The sequence below is a fragment of the Amycolatopsis sp. NPDC104587 genome (assembly GCF_055583645.1).
Window position 1 is genome coordinate 524,625 of the sequence record NZ_JBVJNO010000008.1, and the last position, 16,276, is coordinate 540,900.

The following is a 16,276-nucleotide window of genomic DNA, read 5'->3' on the forward strand; positions in this document are numbered from 1 at the left end:
CGCGGCCGCCGTCGTCCGGCCTAGCCTCGCGGGATGGACCTGACCTGGCGCCCGTTGACCCTCGACGACGTCCCCGCGCTCACCCGCCTGTACGCGGCGGCCGAGGAAGTCGACCGGACGGGTGAGCACCTCAGCGCCGACGACCTCCGCGAGGAGCTCGAGGGCCCCAACGTCGACCTGTCCCGCGCCACGACCGGCGCCTGGGCGGGCGAGCGGCTCGTCGGGTACGGCCTGGTCCGCCGCCGCGACGCCGCGAACCCCGTGCACATGGTCCGGCTCCAGTCGGTCGTTCACCCGGCCTACCGCGGCGCCACGGTCGGCGTTCACCTGGTCGAGTGGTTCGGACGCACGAGCCGCGAGGTCAGCGAGCGCGTGTTCCCCGGTGCGCCGCTGGAGCTGCACCACGGCATCCACCAGAACGAACGCTGGATCGCCGGCGTCCTCGCCGCCGCGGGCTACACGCACAACCGGACGATGGTCAACATGCGCGTCGGCCTCGCCGAGCTTCCGCCGCAGCCGCCGCTGCCGGAGGGGGTCGAAGCGGTGCCGTTCGAGTTCAAGCACGACCTCGCGGTGCTCGACGCCCGCAACGACACCTTCGCCGGCCACTGGGGCAGCACGGTCTACGAGCCCGACGCCTGGCGCCACCTCGTGACCGGCTCCAAGGACTTCCGCCCGGACCTATCGTACCTCGTCCTCGACGGCGACAAGGTCCTCGCGTTCGTGCTGAGCCACTTCTACGCGTCCGACACCGAGGTGACGGGCATCCGCGAGCACTACGCCAGCTGGGTGGGAACGCGCGAGGTGTTGCGCGGCCGCGGCGTCGCGTCGGGGTTGCTGGGTCACGTGGTGCTGGCGGCGAAGGCGGCGGGGTTCGACCGGTCGGCGCTGAACGTCGACGTCGACAACGCCCACCGCGCGCTGGGTGTTTACGAACGGTGCGGATATCGCGTCGACGACGAATGGCACGTGTACGTGCTGTCCTGAATTCGGGACGCCCCACCGCCGATCGGGGAATGGACGGCATTCGTACGATCGCTTCATGAAGCCGACTTCCGCTTCCCCGGGTTCGAGAGCACTTGCCGCTTCACTGCGCGAAGTCCGCGAAGCGCGCGGAAAAGGACTTCGCCAGCTCGCGCGGATGGTGCGGATTCTGCCGCAGTTGTTGTCGGCGTGGGAGAAAGGGCAGCGAAGCCCCAGCCCGGAGGACGTGGCCCGCCTGCTGGGCGCTCTTCAAGTGGATGACGCGACCTACCACCGCATGATGCGCCTGGCCAGACGCGCCAAGGACGACAACTGGCTCGATTCGAACCCCTCGGACCTGCCGCCTGCCTTGAGCGGGATCGTCGAGTACGAGCGCACCGCAAAACACATCACGAACTGGGAACCGGCGATCTTGCCAGGCCTGCTGCAGACCGCCGACTATGCCCGGGCGATCCTGAGCAATTCGGAAATCAGCCTCCAGCAGGCCGATTCGATGCTGGTGGCCCGGCTGAACCGGCAGCGGATCCTCACTAAGGCCGATCCGGTACGTCTTGCCGTCATCGTCAGCGAGATCGCGATCCGAGAACAGGTGGGCGGTCCGGATGTGATGTCCGACCAGATCGACTACTTGCTCGAAGTGGTGGATCGGCCCAACATTTCGCTGCGTATCGTGCCTGCGAACATCGGCTACCATCCGGGATTGCTGGGGTCGTTCATCCTCTACGAGTTCGCGGCTTTGCCGCCGATCGTGCACCTGGAGAACTCGCACGCCACAGCATTTCTGCTCGATGAAGAGGTTGTCCGGCGCTATCGGAAGCAGGCTAAGCTGCTTGGTGGCAAGGCATTGACCGAGGACGCCACCCGGGCACTGCTGCGGGGGGCGGCACGATGAGCGCGGAGGCCGCCGCATGGACCACATCACCTGGCGCAAGTCGACTTACAGCGCGACCGAGGGCAACTGTGTTGAGGTGGGCTGGCGAAAAGCGAGCCACAGTGGCGGTCAGTCCAACTGCGTCGAGGTGAAACGCGACCAAGTTGTCGGCGTCCGGGACACCAAGGCCCGGGAGCACGGCCAGCTGACCGTGTCCCGCGCCGCCTGGACCGCCGCCGTCACCGCGCTACGAGGTTGAGCAGTTCCTCTCCCTGCACGTACCTCCGCAGCTGCTCCGCCGCCAGGTTCTTCGCGCGCGGATAAAACGACGCCGACCCGCCCGCGATGTGCGGGGTGATGACCACGCCCGGGACCGTCCACAGTGGATGGTCCGACGGCAGCGGCTCCGGGTCGGTCACGTCGAGTCCGGCGCGCAGCCGTCCGGCCCGGGTCTCGGCCAGGAGCGCCGCCGTGTCGATCGCCGTGCCGCGGCCGACGTTGACCACCAAGGCGCCGTCGGGCAGGGCCGCCAGCTCGTCGGCGCCGATCAGGCCGCGCGTCGACGCCGTGTCCGGCAGGATCAGCACCACGATGTCGGCTTCGGGCAGCAACGCGGGCAGCTCGTCGACGCCGTGGACGTCCTCCGCCGGCCGCGCGCGGCTCGCCACCCGCGTCACCACGGCCTCGGCCGCCACCAGCTGCCGCTCGATGGCCTGGCCGATGGAGCCGTGGCCGACCAGCAGCACGCGGCTGTCGGCGAGGGAGCGCGTGTGCTCGCGCTTCCACTCACCGCGCGTCTGCTGCGCGAACCACCGCGGCAGGTCGCGCTGCGCCGCGTGGATCAGGGCGAGCGCGTGCTCGGCGACGCTCAGGTCGTGCAGCCCCCGCCCGTTCGCCAGCCGGACGTCCGGCGGCAGCAGCGGCACGAGCGTCTCGACGCCCGCCGACAGCGACTGCACCACCCGCAGCGACGGCAGCCGCTCGACCAGCTTCGGCGGCTCCGGCCCGCGGTCGTAGGGCAGCACGTAGAACTCGACGCCGTCGAGCTCGGCCGGCGGGGCTGCGACGCCGTCGTAGTAGGCGGCCTCGACCCCCTCGGGCACGGCGATGTCGGTCCACGGCAGCAGTACACGAGCGCTCATGCCGCCTTTCTACAGGCAGCTGCGTGTCGGTCACGAATCCGTGGGATGTGTCGGCTCGGATGCGGATCGGCGTAGTCGGCCGGCGGATGTCCGGCGAATTCGCCGAATAGCCGGACAAAGGGTGCCTGGCGGCGCTGCCGCGGCGGTTCTTGCCTGGTGGACCGCCTCGGGAGGCGCCTGTGGAGGCTGCTGCCGGTCGCGCCGGAAGCCGCCACTCGCGCCTGCTCGGTCCCTGCCGCCGCGTCGTCTCAGGCCGCCGCCGGAACCTCGCCGCGGCCGCTACCCCACGCAGAACTCATTGCCCTCCGGATCGGTCAACACAGTCCACGCCAACCCCGGCACCTCGTGCTCAGCCACCTCCTTCGCCCCCAGCCCCACCAGTCTCTTCACCTCCTCCGCACGATCGCCGCCGCGGAAGTCGATGTGGACCCGGTTCTTGCCCGGCTTCGGCTCCGGGACCCGCTGCAGCGCCAGCGGGAGCCCGCCCTCCGTCGCGGCCAACATGAGGAACTCGCCCTCGTAGTCCTGGTCGACCTTCGTGCCCAGGGCGGCCGTCCAGAACTGCGCCAGGCCGCGCGGGTCCGCGCAGTCGATCGTGATCATGCCCATGCGGATCGTCATGCCCCCGAAGCTAGCCGCCACCACCGACAAAAACCGGCCGCCGAGTAACCCGTTGGAGTCACGGCCGGGGGATTGACTACCCTGAGCGGGACTTTCACACCCGCCCGGAGCAGGGAGACCCGCAGTGATCACCAGGACTTCGTCGTTGTTCCTTCGCACGTTGCGTGAGGACCCGGCGGACGCCGAGGTGCCGAGCCATCGGCTCCTGGTGCGCGCCGGCTACGTCCGCCGCGTCGCGCCGGGCGGGTACTCCTGGCTGCCGCTGGGCCTGCGCGTGCTTCGCCGCATCGAGAACGTCGTGCGCGAAGAGATGAACGCCATCGGCGCGCAGGAGATCCAGTTCCCCGCGCTGCTGCCGAAGGAGCCCTACGAGGCCACCGGCCGCTGGACCGAGTACGGCGACGCCCTCTTCCGCCTGAAGGACCGCAAGGGCGCCGACTACCTCCTCGGCCCGACGCACGAGGAGCTCTTCGCCCTCACCGTGAAGGGCGAGTACAGCTCGTACCGTGACTACCCGGTCACGCTGTACCAGATCCAGACGAAGTACCGCGACGAAGCGCGCCCCCGCGCCGGCATCCTGCGCGGCCGCGAGTTCGTCATGAAGGACTCCTACTCCTTCGACCTCGACGACGAGGGCCTCGAGCGCTCCTACCAGGCCCACCGCGCCGCCTACACGAAGCTGTTCGACCGCCTCGGCCTCGAGTACGTCGTGGTGAAGGCGACGTCGGGCGCGATGGGCGGCTCGGCGTCGGAGGAGTTCCTCGCGGTCGCCGAGACCGGTGAAGACACCTACGTCCGCAGCACCGAGTCGGGCTACGCGGCGAACGTCGAAGCCGTCGTCACGCCCGCGCCGCCCGCGCAGCCGATCGAGGGCCGTCCCGAGGCGCAGGTGCACCACACGCCGAACACGCCGACCATCGATACGCTGGTCGACTTCCTCAACAACGCTGGCCTGGGCCGCACCTTCACCGCCGCGGACACGCTGAAGAACGTCATGCTCAAGACGCGTCAGCCGGGCGCGAAGGAGTGGGAGCTCGTCTGCGTCGCGCTCCCCGGTGACCGCGAAGTGGACATGAAGCGCCTCGAAGCGTCGCTCGAGCCCGCCGAGGTCGCGCTGCTCGAAGAGGCGGACTTCAAGGCGAACCCGTTCCTCGTCAAGGGCTACATCGGCCCGAAGGCGCTGCAGGACAACGGCGTGCGCTACCTCGCCGACCCGCGGGTCGTGGCCGGCACCGCCTGGGTCACCGGCGCGGACAAGCCCGACCACCACGTCGTCGACCTGCTCGCCGGGCGCGACTTCACCCCGGACGGCGCCATCGAGGCCGCCGAGGTCCGCGAGGGTGACGCGTCGCCGGACGGCCACGGCACCCTGGTCGCCGCGCGCGGCATCGAGATCGGGCACATCTTCCAGCTCGGCCGCAAGTACGCGGACGCGTTCGAGCTGGACGCGCTCGGCCCCGACTCCAAGCCGATCCGGATCACGATGGGCTCCTACGGCGTCGGCGTCTCGCGGCTGGTCGGCGTGCTCGCCGAGCAGAACCACGACGAGCTCGGCATCATCTGGCCGCGCGAGGTCTCGCCGTTCGATGTGCACATCGTCATCGCGGGCAAGGACGAGACGGTCGCGGCCGGCGCCGAGAAGATCGCCGCCGACCTCGACGCGGCGGGCATCGAGGTCATCCTCGACGACCGCAAGGCGACGCCGGGCGTGAAGTTCGCCGACGCCGAGCTGGTCGGCGTGCCGACCATCCTGGTGGTCGGGCGCGGGCTGGCCAACGGGGTCGTCGAGGTCAAGGACCGGCGGACCGGCGAGCGCGAGGAGATCGCGGTCGACGCCGTCGTCGAGCACCTGGTCAAGCTCGTCCGGTCCTGATGGGCCCGTTCTCCCGGCGCTCTGACGACACGACACCGGGGTACGAGGACAACGCGGCGCTCCGCGGGTTCGGCGGTTACGAACCCGCGGACGCGCCGGAGCCGCCGCGCGCGGCGCCGAAGCGGATCCGCCCCGCCGCGAAGCCGTTGAAGTGGCGGCGGGCGCCGTGGTTCGGGCTGGTGCTCATCGCGCTGGTCGCCGGGGTGCTGAACGCTTTGGGCGTCGGGAAGTCGCACCGGCCCGCCTCGACGCCGGTGCCGCGGACGCCGGTGGTCGTTACGCCGTCGCCGCAGGTGGTGGTGCCCGCGGCGGTGACCGGCTGGCAGTCCGTGGCGGCGCGCGACGGCTCGTACGCCTACGACGTCCCACCGGACTGGGAACCGGCCCCGACCACGCTGCACGGCTGGGACGAACCGCCGGTCCGGCTGGTCACGAGCGCGTTCCTGCGCCGGGACTTCTGCGGCCGGGACGACCTGGGCGGCGCGGGCGTCACCACCGAGCCGGTCGGCGACCCCGAGACGGCGGCACGCAAGGCCGCGACGGACCTGGCGGCGGGCGCGTACGGCGGGACGTTCCCAGGCGGCCCGGGCGAGGACGCCGAGCTGACGAAGTCCGACGGCACGAAGGCCCCGGCCCGGCTGGTGGTCGCCGAGGTGATTCCGTCGGACACCGGCGAGTGCGCGGCGAAGCACGCGCTGGTCGCGGCGCTGGCGTTCGGCAATGGCAGCACCTCGGGGGTCGTGGTGGCCTATGCCGACAGCGATCGCGCCGGGCCGTCGATTCGCGAGGACCTGGTGCGGATCGTGCGGAGCTACCGGTTCGTGCCGGCGGCGGACCGGAGTACTACCACTCCGCCGCCGACCACGCGCCGCTGATTCAGCGGCGGCGAGGTTCACTCTGACCTGCCGCCGTCGTAACAAAACCGGTCGTCTTGCGACGAATAGACACTGAGATCCGCAGGTGGTTCTCGAGGTTAGACGGGTGCCGTGCGGCCCTGAGTGATTGCGACGTCGGTTGGAGTTCGTGTGACTAACACGGTCGAGGTAGTACCTGCCCCCAGCGGCGAGGATTCCGACGACGCCTCGGATCAGGCGGTTCCCGCTGAGCACGAGGAGGTCACGCTGGTTGTCGGACGGGACAAGACAACGGCCGGTGAAGAACCTTCGCCTGGTCAAGGCGAAGGTTCACCTGCCGACGATTCTGCTCTCCTGCCGAAGTGGCTTCAAGCGGGTGCATTCGCTCTCATGTGTGCGGCCTTGCTGGCGGGCGTGTTGCTGCTGGTGATGGGTAGGTCGTCAACCGCGGTTCTTCCGCTGCTGACGCTGCCCCTTGTGCCTCTGTTTCTTCTGTTCAAGCGAGGGAGTATCGGAACTTTCGACTCGTACGCTGACCAGATTCGAAACCGGGTGGACGAAGAATCGACTCGGATGCACTTTCATTTGGAGGGCCGGGGGGCGACGGTAAATGTCGGCCCGGCCATGGCTCAAGACCCGGCGACGGTCCGAGCCTCCGATTCGCTGGAGAAGCAGGAGGCCATTCTTCGCGAGATCTATACGCAAGGGCTGGCTCAGGCGAAGATCAGCTTTCGGGTGAGTATCGTATTCGCGTCCATGGGATCGATTCTGCTGTTGCTCGGCATCGGGTTGGCGATTTTTTACGCAGGAGCGGGTGGTGACCAGTATGCGAGCATTGTCTCCGGCATGGCCGGCGTTGTGACGAACCTGACCTCCGGAGTCTTCTTTGTGCAGTCGAATCGTGCGAGAGCCAATATGGGGAAACAGGGTTCGATGATGCGCGAAGAAAGCCAGGAGGACCGAAGGTTGAACGCTGCGCGCGAGTTGGCTGGCGCGATAAGTGACGTAGCCCTCCGTGACCAGGTTCGAGCCGAACTCTCCAGGACTCTCCTGGAAGCCCCGGTCGTGAAGCCGGCCAAAGCGTCAGCTGATTCTGCCAAGTCAATGAGTTGATCAACGGCTGACCTGGTGCCCCCGAGAGCTACTGACTCAGCGTTTCCGCGCCAGCTTCGCCAGCTCTCGCAGCCGCACGTCCGGCAGATAAGCCCGGCTCAGCGCCAGCCCGATCCGCGGCAGGTCGGCCTCATCGCGGAACGCCAGGTACAACGGAACGTGCCGAGGCTGGAACTTCGCCTTGAACGCGTGCAGCGACCGGAACCCGTAGTACGGCTCCATCACGCGCCCCAGCGACTCCAGCACGCGGTCCACCGGACGCGCCGGGCCGCCGGAGGCGCTCCGGGCCAGTGGGGCGCCCGACAGGGACACGAACCGCGCGCCCTCCTTGCGGAACGTCATGCAGGCCGAGGCGATCAGGAACTCCATCACCGGGCGGAAACCGTGGGGGCTGCGGCGCATGACGTCCAGCGTCCAGCCGCCCACCTTGCCCGCTCCCGTGTACACCGGGAGCCACGACGTCACGCCGTGGACCGTGCCCTCCGCGTCCACCGCCAGGCCGACTCGGGTCGCCGGGTCCATCGCCTCGTCGAGGCCGCCGAGGGTGAAGCCCATCTCCGGCATCGCCTTGTCCGCCATCCACTCCTCCGACAGCGCGCGGACCTGGGCGAGAATGGGTTCCGGCTGGTCGGCCAAGCGGACCAGCCGGAAGTCGATGTCCTGCTTGGCGGCCTTGTTCAGCGCGGACCGGACGTCCTGCCACGCCTTGCCGCGGAACTCCAGGCCCTCCAGGTCGAGCACGTTGTCCTCGGCCACCTGGACGTGCTGCCAGCCGAGCTCGCGCGTCGCCTCGACCGTCGCTTCCGTCGCCGAGAACACGCACGGCACCAGGCCGGAGTTCTCGCACATCGCCGTGAACTCGTGGACCGTGGCCGCCGCCGTGCCGTCCGGGGCGATCGGGTCGCCGAGCGCCACCGCGACCCCCGCGTGGCGGCGGTAGGCGAGGTACGAACGGCCGTCTTCGCGGACGAAGTACGTGTTACGCGGCCAGGTTGTCATCCACGACAACGTGCTGCCGCCGTGGCGCCCCAGGAGCGTGCGGGCCAGCGCCACGCCCGGACCCTGCGCGTGGCGGCGCGACCGGCGCCGGGAAGGCACCCGGAACGCGTGCCGGGCGGCGATCAGGACACCCAGCTCGACCGTCCACAAGAGATTGTCCACGAAGAACAGCGGCAGGCCCGTGGTGTCGTAGTCCGCGCCGAAGACGTCGGCCAGCCCGATGACCGTCGCGGCCGCGAGCCCTTGCAGTGTCACGAAAACCGAGAGTGCGACGGCCCAGCGCCACGCGACGCGGCCGCCCTTGCGCAGCCCGTTGAGCATCGGCACGACGAGCAGCGCCAGGACCGCCAGCTCCGGCGCCGACAGCGAAACCCCTTCCGTGGAGCCGAACGGGCCGTCGCCGGGGACCAGGAACATGACCACTTCGGCGATGGTGAGCAGCAGGAGGCCGGCGACGGCCAGCAGCCGCCACTCGCGCGGGTTGGGCCCGGCCGAGGGCGCCCGCCGGTTGCCGACGAGCCGGTTGCCGAGCGGGATCGCCAGCAGCAACGCGAAGAAGTGCACGAGGTCGGCCAGCGTGCCGACGTAGACGATCGCGACCCCGGCGTACACGCAGAGCCCGGCCCGCAGCCGCAGCGCCCACGGCGGCCGCAGCGTCGCGCTGGCGACCGCGACCGCGGCGAGCGCGCCGCCGGAGAAGCCGACGTCGAGGCTGCCCGCCATGCGCTCGGCCCACAGCCAGCCGGAGTTGCGGCACAGCGCGAGGAACTGGGTCGCGACGAGCACGGAGACGAGCTGGCCGCCGATGGTCACGGCCATCGCGCGGCGCGTCCCCAGCTGCCACTCGGCGAAGCCCGCAAAGAGCGCGAAGCTGCCGACCATCGGCAGGTAGTACCAGGGGATGACGGCGAAGAACGGGCCGACGACCATCGTCCACCACCGCCCGACCTCCAGCGACGGCAGCCCGTAGGCGACGAACGGGTAGGCCGCGCGGTCTTCGGCGGCGCTCCACAGCGCCCCGGTCGCGACGGCCAGCACGAGCATGGCGAGCACAACACCGCTGGTGAACGGCAGGCGCTGTCTCAGCACCGCCACCGTCGTGCGGATGCGTCCCCCTCCGGCGGGCCCGGCCGCCGACGCTGCTTCAGTCATGGAGAAGAGTCTTGCGAGCCGCGCCGCCGCGGACATCCGACGGCAGAGCGAGATTTCCCCTAGGGGAGTCGTCCCTTCGGCTGAGGGACATCCCCCTCCGAAGGACGACGCTCAGCCGAGGACGGCCGCCCGGACGGCGTCGGTGTCGGCCAGATCCGGCAGCACGGTGTGCGCGCCGGCCGCCCGCAGCTCCTCGGCGGTGTAGCGGCCGGTCGCCACGGCGACGGAGACCGCGCCGTTGTGCAGCGCCGCCTGGACGTCGTTCGGGGTGTCGCCGATGACGACGACCGCGTCGGCCTCGAACGTCGCGCTGTGCTTGGCCGCGGCGAGCCCCACCGCGTGCGGCACCAGGTCCGGGCGGTGCACCGACAGCTCGCCGTACCCGCCGATCTCCAGGTCGAGGTGCTCCAGCAGGTCGAACGCGGCGAGCTTGTGCCGCGAGATCTCCGGCAGGTTTCCGGTGACGAGCGTCTGGACGACGTGGTCGTGGCCGGCGAACGAGGTGAGCGCCTCGGCCGCGCCGGGCAGGACCCGCGCCTCGGCCGCGAACCGGTGCTCCGCACGTTCGGACTCCGCCACCAGGGCCGCGAACACCGCCTGGATCGTCGCCTCGCCGGGTTCGAAGCCGTTCGAGGTGAGCAGCTCGGTGGTGGTCGCGAGCTCCGTCCGGCCGCCGAAGACCGGGTGCACGCGCAGGGTGGCGCCGGTCGCCGCGGTGAACGCGGCCGCGTACCAGTCGATGCCGAGCCCGGCGAAGTCCACCAGCGTGTGGTCGATGTCCCAGAGCACCAGCCGCGTCTTCGTCACGGGTTCGAGGTTACCGGGATCACTATTCAACACGCGTTGACTTCTTGGAGGAGCAGTCGTACCTTGACATCAATTCAACACGTGACGAATAAATGGAGGCTGTCATGTCTGCTCCCGTCCGGCGCCCCGCCGGGGCGCTCGCCCTGGTCGCCGCCGTGGCCGGCGCGCTGGTGGCGGTGGTGCTGGGGTTCCTGACCTTCGGCGCGCAGGCGACCGTCGCGCCGGACCACGTCCCGGTCGCGGTCGCTGCCCCGCCCGAGGTCGCGCACCGCATCGCCGCGCACGGCGGTGGCCAGCTCGACTGGACGATCGCGACGCCGGCCGACGCGCGGAAGCTCCTGGAGGACAAGCGGGTCTACGGCGTGCTCGAACTCGGGCCGGGACCGTCCGCGACCGTCGTGACGTCGGGCGCGGTCAACCCGGCCGGCACGCAGGTCGCCCAGCAGGCGCTGACCGGGGCGGCGTCGGCGCTGGCCGCCGCGCCGAAGCAGGAGGTGCTGCACCCGGTGAGCCTCGCCGGCCGGACGGCGCCGCTGGCCGCGTCCGCGCTGGCCTGGATCGGTGCGCTCGTCGCGGGACTCGCCTTGACGCAGCTGGCGAAGCGCACCGGCCGCACGGTCGGCGCGGGCGCGCGGCTCCTGCAGGTCATCGTGGCCGGGGTGCTCGTCACGGCGGCCGTGGCCGGGTTCTTCGCGCTGTGGGACTCGGCGCTGCCGCTGGACGGGAACGTCCTCGGGTTCGTCTTCCTCGCCGCGACGGCGTTCGCCGCGGTGCAGGCGGGGCTCCTGCGGCTGCTCGGCCTGCGCGCGATGGCCGTGCTCGGCCCGCTGTACCTGGTCGCGCCCGCGGTCGCCGGGCAGGTGCCGGAGCTGCTGAACCCGGCCTACCGCACGCTGCTCTGGTCGTGGACGCCGTTCCGCTTCTCGGCCGAAGGCCTGCGCAGCCTGCTGCAGGGGGTGCCCGGCGCACCCGACGTCACGACCGGTGTCTGGGTGCTCGGCGCCCTGCTCGCCGCGGGGCTGCTGGTGGTGTTGTGGCCGGGCCGGTCAGCCCGCCAGGAGGCTGAAGCGGACGCGCCGGACCGGGTTGTCGAGGTTGGTGTCCACTAGGCAGACCGACTGCCAGGTGCCCAGCGCGAGCACCCCGCCGAGCACCGGGATCGTCGCGTACGGCGGCACCAGCGCCGGGAGCACGTGGTCACGGCCGTGACCCGGGCTCCCGTGCCGGTGCCGCCAGCGGCCGTCGCGGGGGAGCAGCTCGTCGAGCGCGGTCAGCAGGTCTTCGTCGCTGCCCGCGCCGGTCTCGAGGATCGCCAGGCCCGCGGTGGCGTGCGGGACCCAGACGTGCAGCAGCCCGTCGGTCGCGTCGGCGTCGCGCAGGAACGCCTCGGCCTCGTGGGTGAGGTCGTGGACGACGGCTTCCGCGCCGGTGCGGACCTCGATCTCGGTGGAGTACATGCGCCCCAGCCTAGGGAGCGACGAGCACCTTCGCGGGCTCGCGGCGCATCGTGAACGCGAAGACCGCCAGCCCGGCCAGCAGCACCGCGCCGGCGACGTACGGGACGGCGGGGGCGATCTCGTACAGCCCGGTCCCCAGCAACGGGCCACCCATGAACGCGAGCGCACTGCTGGAGCCCATCAGCCCGGCGACCGCGCCTTGTTCTTCGCGGCTCGCCAGCAACGTCGGCGCGGACATGAACCCCGGTGTCGCGAAGCCCATGCCCGCCCCCAGCACGGCCACCCCTGCGCCGAGCAGCAGCCCGCCCGGGGCGACGACCACTACGAGCATGCCGCCGGTCATCACGACCGCGCCGACCCGGATGAGCCGCAGCGGCGGCCAGTCCAGCCGCGGGACGGCCAGCACCTGGACCAGGATGATCATCCCGGCGCCGGCCAGCATCACCAGGCTCGTCACGCGGCTCGTGTCCGAGGCGGAGAGGTGCAGCCTGTCCTGCACCAGGAAGCCGATGGTCATGAGGACGATCGCGAGCGCCAGGTACAGGCCGAACCCGAGGGTCAGGAACGGCCACATGCGCCGGTCGAACGGGCTGACCTTCACCGTCACCGGACGGGATTCCCGCTTCGGCGGCTTCGGCAGCAGGAGCGTGATGACCACGGCGATCACCGCCAGGATCACCGGTGCCGCGTAGATCGGCACGAGGAGGTTGCCGGTCAGGCTCAGGACACCGCCGAGTGCCGGGCCGACGGCGAGCGCGAGGCCCTGGGCCGCGCCGAACATCGACATCCCGCGCACCCGTTCGGCCGGGCCCGACGTCATGTCGGCGATGTAGGACTGCGCCGTCACCGGGGTGGCGGCCCAGGCGAGGCCGAACACGATGCCGCGGGTGAGCAGGACTCCCGCGAACAGCACCGGCACGGCGAGGGATCCGCTGAGCCCGGCCTGGGCGACGAACGCGAACCCGAGCAGGCCGAGCATGGCGCCGACCAGCGAGACCAGCAGCACGGGCCGGTGTCCCCAGTGCGCGGTCCGGCGGCCCCAGAACGGACTGGCCAGCACCACGCCCGCGCCGCCGACCGCCCAGACCGCGCCCAGCGCCAGCTCGCTGAACCCGAACTCGCGGGCCAGCGGCGGCAGGATCGGGTTGAGCAGCTGCTGGCCCGCCATCAGCCCGAACACCGCCAGGCAGGCGACCAGGATCGGGCGTCTCATGCCCCGGCCCGTTCGTGCTCGGTGCCGGCGCGGGGCGTGATGGAGATGAGGTCGCCGGGCTCCTCGACGGCCAGCCGATGCCAGCGGCCGGGCGGGACGATGAACGACTGCCCGGCGGTCAGGGTGGCGACGTGCCCCTCGTCGCGCAGGTGGACGCGCAGTGCGCCGGAGAGCACCACGAGCACCTCGTGACCGTGGGGGTGGCGCTCCCAGTGGTCGGCGTGCACGGACCGGTCGCTCTCGGCGTGGAACGCGCCGACGGTCCACAGGCTCTCGCGGCCGGTGAAGCCTTCGCGGCGGTCGACGGAGTCGGCCACGCCGCCTTCGCGGAGTCGGATCAGGGTCTTGAACAGGTCGTAGTTTTCGAACATGTTCCGAAAGTAGCACCGGCCGAGCGGACCTGTCGACCGGGTTCACGGCATGATGGGGGTGTGCCCCGCCCCTCCGGCCGCATCGGACGGCCTCCCACGACGTCCCGCCCGCAGATCCTCGAAGCGGCGCGGGCGATCCTCGACCGGGATGGCTGGGAGAAGCTCACGGTCCGCCGGCTGGCCGCCGAGCTCGGGGTCGGCGCGACGACGCTCTACCACCACGTCCGTGACAAGGACGACCTGCTGGTCCAGCTCCTCGACCACTACGCCGCCCGGCTCCCGCGCCCCGAGCTGCCCGCGGACCCGCGCGAGCGGATCATCGTGGCGGCCACCGTCATGCACGACTCGCTGGCCGCGTGGCCGCAGGCCGTGGAGGTGCTGACGGCCGACGACCTCCTCGGCGAGTCCGCGCTGTGGATGGTCGAGGCCATCGTCGGCGGCGCGCTGGGCTGCGGGCTCGGCCCCGAGCGGGCCGTCGAGCTGTACCGGGACGTCTGGTACTTCATCGTGGGCGAGATCCTGATCCGCGTCCGCGCCGGGCGGCGCGCGGGGGAGGAGCGTCCTCGATACCGCGACACGGTTTTCGCGGCCCTGGACGCTTCGGAGTTCCCCAGCCTGGCCGGGATCGGGAGCCGCTGGCCGGAGCTGACCGCGCGGGACACGTTTCCGCGCGGGCTGCGGGCCTTCGTCGACGGCCTGCTGGCTCAGGAGTCCAGGTAGCGCAACACCGCGAGCACCCGGCGGTTGTCCCCTTCGGACGGTGGCAGGCCGAGCTTGCCGAAGATCGACGTCACGTACTTCTCCACCGAACCCGCCGAGAGGAAGAGGTTTCCGGCGATCGCGGAGTTCGAGCGGCCTTCCGCCATCAGGCCCAGCACTTCGCGTTCGCGCGGGGTCAGCTCGCTGAGCGCGTCCGTCCGGCGCGTCGCCGAGAACAGCTGGCTGACGACTTCGGGGTCCAGCACCGTTTCGCCGTCCGCGACCCGGCCCAGCGCGTCGAGGAAGTCCGACACCTCGGCGACGCGGTCCTTGAGCAGGTAACCGACGCCGCCCGCGCGGTCGGCCAGGAGCTGGGCCGCGTACTTCGTTTCGACGTACTGGGAGAACAGCAGGATGGCGCGGCTCGGCGACTCACGGCGCAGTGAGATCGCCGCGCGCAGGCCCTCGTCGGTGTGCGTCGGTGGCATCCTGATGTCCACAATGGACACATCGGGGGAGTTCTCCTCGACCGCGGCCCGCAGCGCGTCGGCGTCCTTCACCGCGGCGACGACCTCGTGGCCGCGGAAGGTCAGCAGCTCGACGAGGCCGTGGCGCAGGATGGTGGAGTCCTCCGCGATGACGATCCGCATGCGCAGACCCTAGCGGGGCAGCGGTACTCCCGCGGTCACTTCGGTCGGACCACCGGGCGGGCTCGTCACCACCAGCCGGCCGTCGACCGTGCGCAGCCGCTCGGCCACCCCGGCCAGCCCGCCGCCGGGCACGACCCGCGCGCCGCCCGGGCCGTGGTCGCGCACCCGCAGCCACAGGACGTCCCGGTCCTCGGTGACCTCGACGACCGTCCCCCGGCCGCCGTGCTTCGCGGCGTTCGTGAGCAGCTCGGCGGCACTGAAGTAGACGATCGTCTCCAGCGACGGCGGCGGCCGGCGCGGCAGCTCGACCACGACCCGCGCGTCGATCCCGGACGTCGCGACCAGCGTGGCGAGCGCGACGTCGAGCCCGGCGTCCAGGGCGGCCGGGTGGATGCCGCGGGCGAGGTCGCGCAGCTCGGTCAGCGCCTGCTTGGCGTTGGTGTGCGCGGCGGTGACCAGCTGCCTGACCTGGGCGAGGTCGAGCTCGTCGGCGCTCAGCTCGTCCTTGGCCAGGCCGAGCTTCATCGCCAGCGCGACGAGCTGGGCCTGCGCGCCGTCGTGGAGGTCACGCTCGATGCGCCGCAGCCGCAGCGCCGAGTCCTCGACCGCCGTCGCGCGGCTCGCCTCGAGGTCGCGGACCCGTTCGGACAGCACGCGCTCGCCGAGCAGGCCCACGACGAGCAGCCGGTCGAGGGCGACGAAGGCGTGCGTCACCCAAGGCAGCGCGACGAGCACGAGCAGCCCGGACGCCGTCCAGGCCAGCGACCCTGGCCAGCTTTCGGCGCGGATGCCGAAGACCGGCAGGTTCTCTTCGCCGAGCGGGAACCACAGGAAGCTGTAGGTCGTGGCGGCCAGGCCGTAGACGGTCGCGGCGAAGACCGTGAACAACCCGACGAGGGTCAGGGGAAGGCGAAGCAGCAGGTAACCGGCGGCGCGCCAGCCGGCCGGATCCCCGACGCGAGCCCGCACCCAGGCCCAGAGCCCGGGCTTGAGCTCCGGCCGCCGCGGGACGGGCACGCTGACGCCGAGCAGGGCCCGGGCGAGCCGCCGGTGGGCGCCGCCGAGGCCGCGGGCGTAGAGGATGGCCCCGGCGAGCACGAGGAAGCCGAGCAGGATCGGCGTCAGCCAGAGCCCGAGCGCGAGCAGGACGAGGAAGCTGACCAGGGCGAAGAGGGTCAGCGGGGCGGAGAGCCAGAGCCAGAGGTACTCGGCCCAGAAGTCCCGCGAGGCCAGCGGCCCGAAGGTACGGCGCAACGGGTGGGGGCGAGGGACGTCGAGGCTGGTCACGGTGCCAGTCTCGCCCGCGGGGGCGGTGGTGCCCATCCGGTTTTCCCCCTACCGCGCCCTGGGGGAAGCGGGGGGAAGGGGGGGGGGGGGGGGGGGGGGGGGGGGAGGGGGAGGGGGGGGGGGGGGGGGGGGGGGGGGGGGGAAGGGGGGGGGGGGGGGGGGGGGGGGGGGGGGGGGGGGGTG

At 71.5% G+C, this 16,276-nt stretch carries 17 protein-coding genes; 8 read left to right on the forward strand and 9 right to left on the reverse strand.

Annotated features, from left to right (window positions below):
* Positions 1 to 33: 33 nt before the first annotated feature.
* The 3 genes from ACZ61C_RS27545 to ACZ61C_RS27555 are packed head-to-tail and all read left to right on the forward strand — an operon-like array spanning position 34 to position 2,114.
* A complete protein-coding gene (locus ACZ61C_RS27545) occupies positions 34 to 987 on the forward strand; it encodes a GNAT family N-acetyltransferase (RefSeq protein WP_465310705.1) in 954 nt (317 codons plus the stop codon).
* A gap of 55 nt (positions 988 to 1,042) precedes the next feature.
* The gene (locus ACZ61C_RS27550; protein WP_465310706.1) at positions 1,043 to 1,876 is read left to right on the forward strand and encodes a helix-turn-helix domain-containing protein; all 834 of its coding nucleotides are present in this window, start codon (positions 1,043 to 1,045) and stop codon (positions 1,874 to 1,876) included.
* Positions 1,877 to 1,892: 16 nt separating this feature from the next.
* A complete protein-coding gene (locus ACZ61C_RS27555; protein WP_465310707.1) occupies positions 1,893 to 2,114 on the forward strand; it encodes a DUF397 domain-containing protein in 222 nt (73 codons plus the stop codon).
* Here ACZ61C_RS27555 and ACZ61C_RS27560 read toward each other — a convergent pair.
* Entirely contained in the window at positions 2,095 to 2,997 is a 903-nt protein-coding gene (locus ACZ61C_RS27560) for a 2-hydroxyacid dehydrogenase (RefSeq protein ID WP_465310708.1), read from the reverse strand. The two genes, ACZ61C_RS27555 and ACZ61C_RS27560, sit on opposite strands and share 20 nt — an antisense overlap.
* Before the next feature lie 279 nt (positions 2,998 to 3,276).
* Positions 3,277 to 3,618 carry a VOC family protein gene (locus tag ACZ61C_RS27565; RefSeq protein WP_465310709.1) on the reverse strand — a complete coding sequence of 114 codons (342 nt, stop codon included), beginning with the start codon at positions 3,616 to 3,618 and terminating at the stop codon, positions 3,277 to 3,279.
* Positions 3,619 to 3,742: 124 nt separating this feature from the next.
* On the opposite strand from ACZ61C_RS27565, the gene ACZ61C_RS27570 reads away from it, so the two are divergent.
* The 3 genes from ACZ61C_RS27570 to ACZ61C_RS27580 all read left to right on the forward strand — a co-directional run bounded on the left by ACZ61C_RS27570 (position 3,743) and on the right by ACZ61C_RS27580 (position 7,458).
* Positions 3,743 to 5,491: a proline--tRNA ligase gene (locus ACZ61C_RS27570; RefSeq protein WP_465310710.1), complete on the forward strand. Its 1,749-nt coding sequence runs from the start codon at positions 3,743 to 3,745 to the stop codon at positions 5,489 to 5,491.
* Positions 5,491 to 6,366 (forward strand): DUF8017 domain-containing protein, encoded by an 876-nt coding sequence (locus ACZ61C_RS27575; RefSeq protein WP_465310711.1) that lies wholly within the window; start codon positions 5,491 to 5,493, stop codon positions 6,364 to 6,366. Before ACZ61C_RS27570 ends, ACZ61C_RS27575 begins: the two co-directional genes overlap by 1 nt.
* A gap of 150 nt (positions 6,367 to 6,516) precedes the next feature.
* Positions 6,517 to 7,458, forward strand: coding sequence for a TRADD-N-associated membrane domain-containing protein (locus tag ACZ61C_RS27580; protein WP_465310712.1), 942 nt, complete (start codon positions 6,517 to 6,519; stop codon positions 7,456 to 7,458).
* Between the two features lie 36 nt (positions 7,459 to 7,494).
* Here ACZ61C_RS27580 and ACZ61C_RS27585 read toward each other — a convergent pair whose 3' ends face one another.
* Both ACZ61C_RS27585 and ACZ61C_RS27590 read right to left on the reverse strand, forming a co-directional pair.
* Positions 7,495 to 9,609 (reverse strand): bifunctional lysylphosphatidylglycerol flippase/synthetase MprF, encoded by a 2,115-nt coding sequence (locus tag ACZ61C_RS27585; RefSeq protein ID WP_465310713.1) that lies wholly within the window; start codon positions 9,607 to 9,609, stop codon positions 7,495 to 7,497.
* A 111-nt stretch (positions 9,610 to 9,720) separates the two neighbouring features.
* A complete protein-coding gene (locus ACZ61C_RS27590; RefSeq protein ID WP_465310714.1) occupies positions 9,721 to 10,416 on the reverse strand; it encodes an HAD family hydrolase in 696 nt (231 codons plus the stop codon).
* A 104-nt stretch (positions 10,417 to 10,520) separates the two neighbouring features.
* Between ACZ61C_RS27590 and ACZ61C_RS27595 the strand changes: the two genes are divergently transcribed.
* Complete coding sequence (locus tag ACZ61C_RS27595; protein WP_465310715.1) at positions 10,521 to 11,525, forward strand: YhgE/Pip domain-containing protein; 1,005 nt, start codon at positions 10,521 to 10,523, stop codon at positions 11,523 to 11,525.
* Here ACZ61C_RS27595 and ACZ61C_RS27600 read toward each other — a convergent pair.
* Genes ACZ61C_RS27600 through ACZ61C_RS27610 form a run of 3 tightly spaced genes read right to left on the reverse strand, consistent with a single transcriptional unit; the run spans position 11,463 to position 13,457 of the window.
* Positions 11,463 to 11,873 (reverse strand): secondary thiamine-phosphate synthase enzyme YjbQ, encoded by a 411-nt coding sequence (locus ACZ61C_RS27600; RefSeq protein ID WP_465310716.1) that lies wholly within the window; start codon positions 11,871 to 11,873, stop codon positions 11,463 to 11,465. The genes ACZ61C_RS27595 and ACZ61C_RS27600 overlap by 63 nt on opposite strands.
* 10 nt (positions 11,874 to 11,883) lie before the next feature.
* Positions 11,884 to 13,086 (reverse strand): MFS transporter, encoded by a 1,203-nt coding sequence (locus tag ACZ61C_RS27605; RefSeq protein ID WP_465310717.1) that lies wholly within the window; start codon positions 13,084 to 13,086, stop codon positions 11,884 to 11,886.
* Complete coding sequence (locus tag ACZ61C_RS27610) at positions 13,083 to 13,457, reverse strand: cupin domain-containing protein (protein WP_465310718.1); 375 nt, start codon at positions 13,455 to 13,457, stop codon at positions 13,083 to 13,085. Before ACZ61C_RS27610 ends, ACZ61C_RS27605 begins: the two co-directional genes overlap by 4 nt.
* A 60-nt stretch (positions 13,458 to 13,517) precedes the next feature.
* Here ACZ61C_RS27610 and ACZ61C_RS27615 point away from each other — a divergent pair, with 60 nt between their 5' ends.
* Positions 13,518 to 14,177, forward strand: coding sequence for a TetR/AcrR family transcriptional regulator (locus ACZ61C_RS27615; RefSeq protein WP_465310719.1), 660 nt, complete (start codon positions 13,518 to 13,520; stop codon positions 14,175 to 14,177).
* Here ACZ61C_RS27615 and ACZ61C_RS27620 read toward each other — a convergent pair.
* Entirely contained in the window at positions 14,162 to 14,806 is a 645-nt protein-coding gene (locus ACZ61C_RS27620) for a response regulator (protein WP_465310720.1), read from the reverse strand. The genes ACZ61C_RS27615 and ACZ61C_RS27620 overlap by 16 nt on opposite strands.
* A gap of 9 nt (positions 14,807 to 14,815) precedes the next feature.
* Positions 14,816 to 16,129, reverse strand: coding sequence for a sensor histidine kinase (locus ACZ61C_RS27625; protein ID WP_465310721.1), 1,314 nt, complete (start codon positions 16,127 to 16,129; stop codon positions 14,816 to 14,818).
* Positions 16,130 to 16,276: the final 147 nt, after the last annotated feature.

Excerpts from the sequence above, each read along its gene's own strand:
- ACZ61C_RS27545 (WP_465310705.1), top strand. The coding sequence starts at position 34 with ATGGACCTGACCTGGCGCCCGTTGACCCTCGACGACGTCCCCGCGCTC.
- ACZ61C_RS27550 (WP_465310706.1), top strand. The coding sequence starts at position 1,043 with ATGAAGCCGACTTCCGCTTCCCCGGGTTCGAGAGCACTTGCCGCTTCA.
- ACZ61C_RS27555 (WP_465310707.1), top strand. The coding sequence starts at position 1,893 with ATGGACCACATCACCTGGCGCAAGTCGACTTACAGCGCGACCGAGGGC.
- ACZ61C_RS27560 (WP_465310708.1), bottom strand. The coding sequence starts at position 2,997 with ATGAGCGCTCGTGTACTGCTGCCGTGGACCGACATCGCCGTGCCCGAG.
- ACZ61C_RS27565 (WP_465310709.1), bottom strand. The coding sequence starts at position 3,618 with ATGACGATCCGCATGGGCATGATCACGATCGACTGCGCGGACCCGCGC.
- ACZ61C_RS27575 (WP_465310711.1), top strand. The coding sequence starts at position 5,491 with ATGGGCCCGTTCTCCCGGCGCTCTGACGACACGACACCGGGGTACGAG.
- ACZ61C_RS27585 (WP_465310713.1), bottom strand. The coding sequence starts at position 9,609 with ATGACTGAAGCAGCGTCGGCGGCCGGGCCCGCCGGAGGGGGACGCATC.
- ACZ61C_RS27595 (WP_465310715.1), top strand. The coding sequence starts at position 10,521 with ATGTCTGCTCCCGTCCGGCGCCCCGCCGGGGCGCTCGCCCTGGTCGCC.
- ACZ61C_RS27600 (WP_465310716.1), bottom strand. The coding sequence starts at position 11,873 with ATGTACTCCACCGAGATCGAGGTCCGCACCGGCGCGGAAGCCGTCGTC.
- ACZ61C_RS27605 (WP_465310717.1), bottom strand. The coding sequence starts at position 13,086 with ATGAGACGCCCGATCCTGGTCGCCTGCCTGGCGGTGTTCGGGCTGATG.
- ACZ61C_RS27610 (WP_465310718.1), bottom strand. The coding sequence starts at position 13,457 with ATGTTCGAAAACTACGACCTGTTCAAGACCCTGATCCGACTCCGCGAA.
- ACZ61C_RS27620 (WP_465310720.1), bottom strand. The coding sequence starts at position 14,806 with ATGCGGATCGTCATCGCGGAGGACTCCACCATCCTGCGCCACGGCCTC.
- ACZ61C_RS27625 (WP_465310721.1), bottom strand. The coding sequence starts at position 16,129 with ATGGGCACCACCGCCCCCGCGGGCGAGACTGGCACCGTGACCAGCCTC.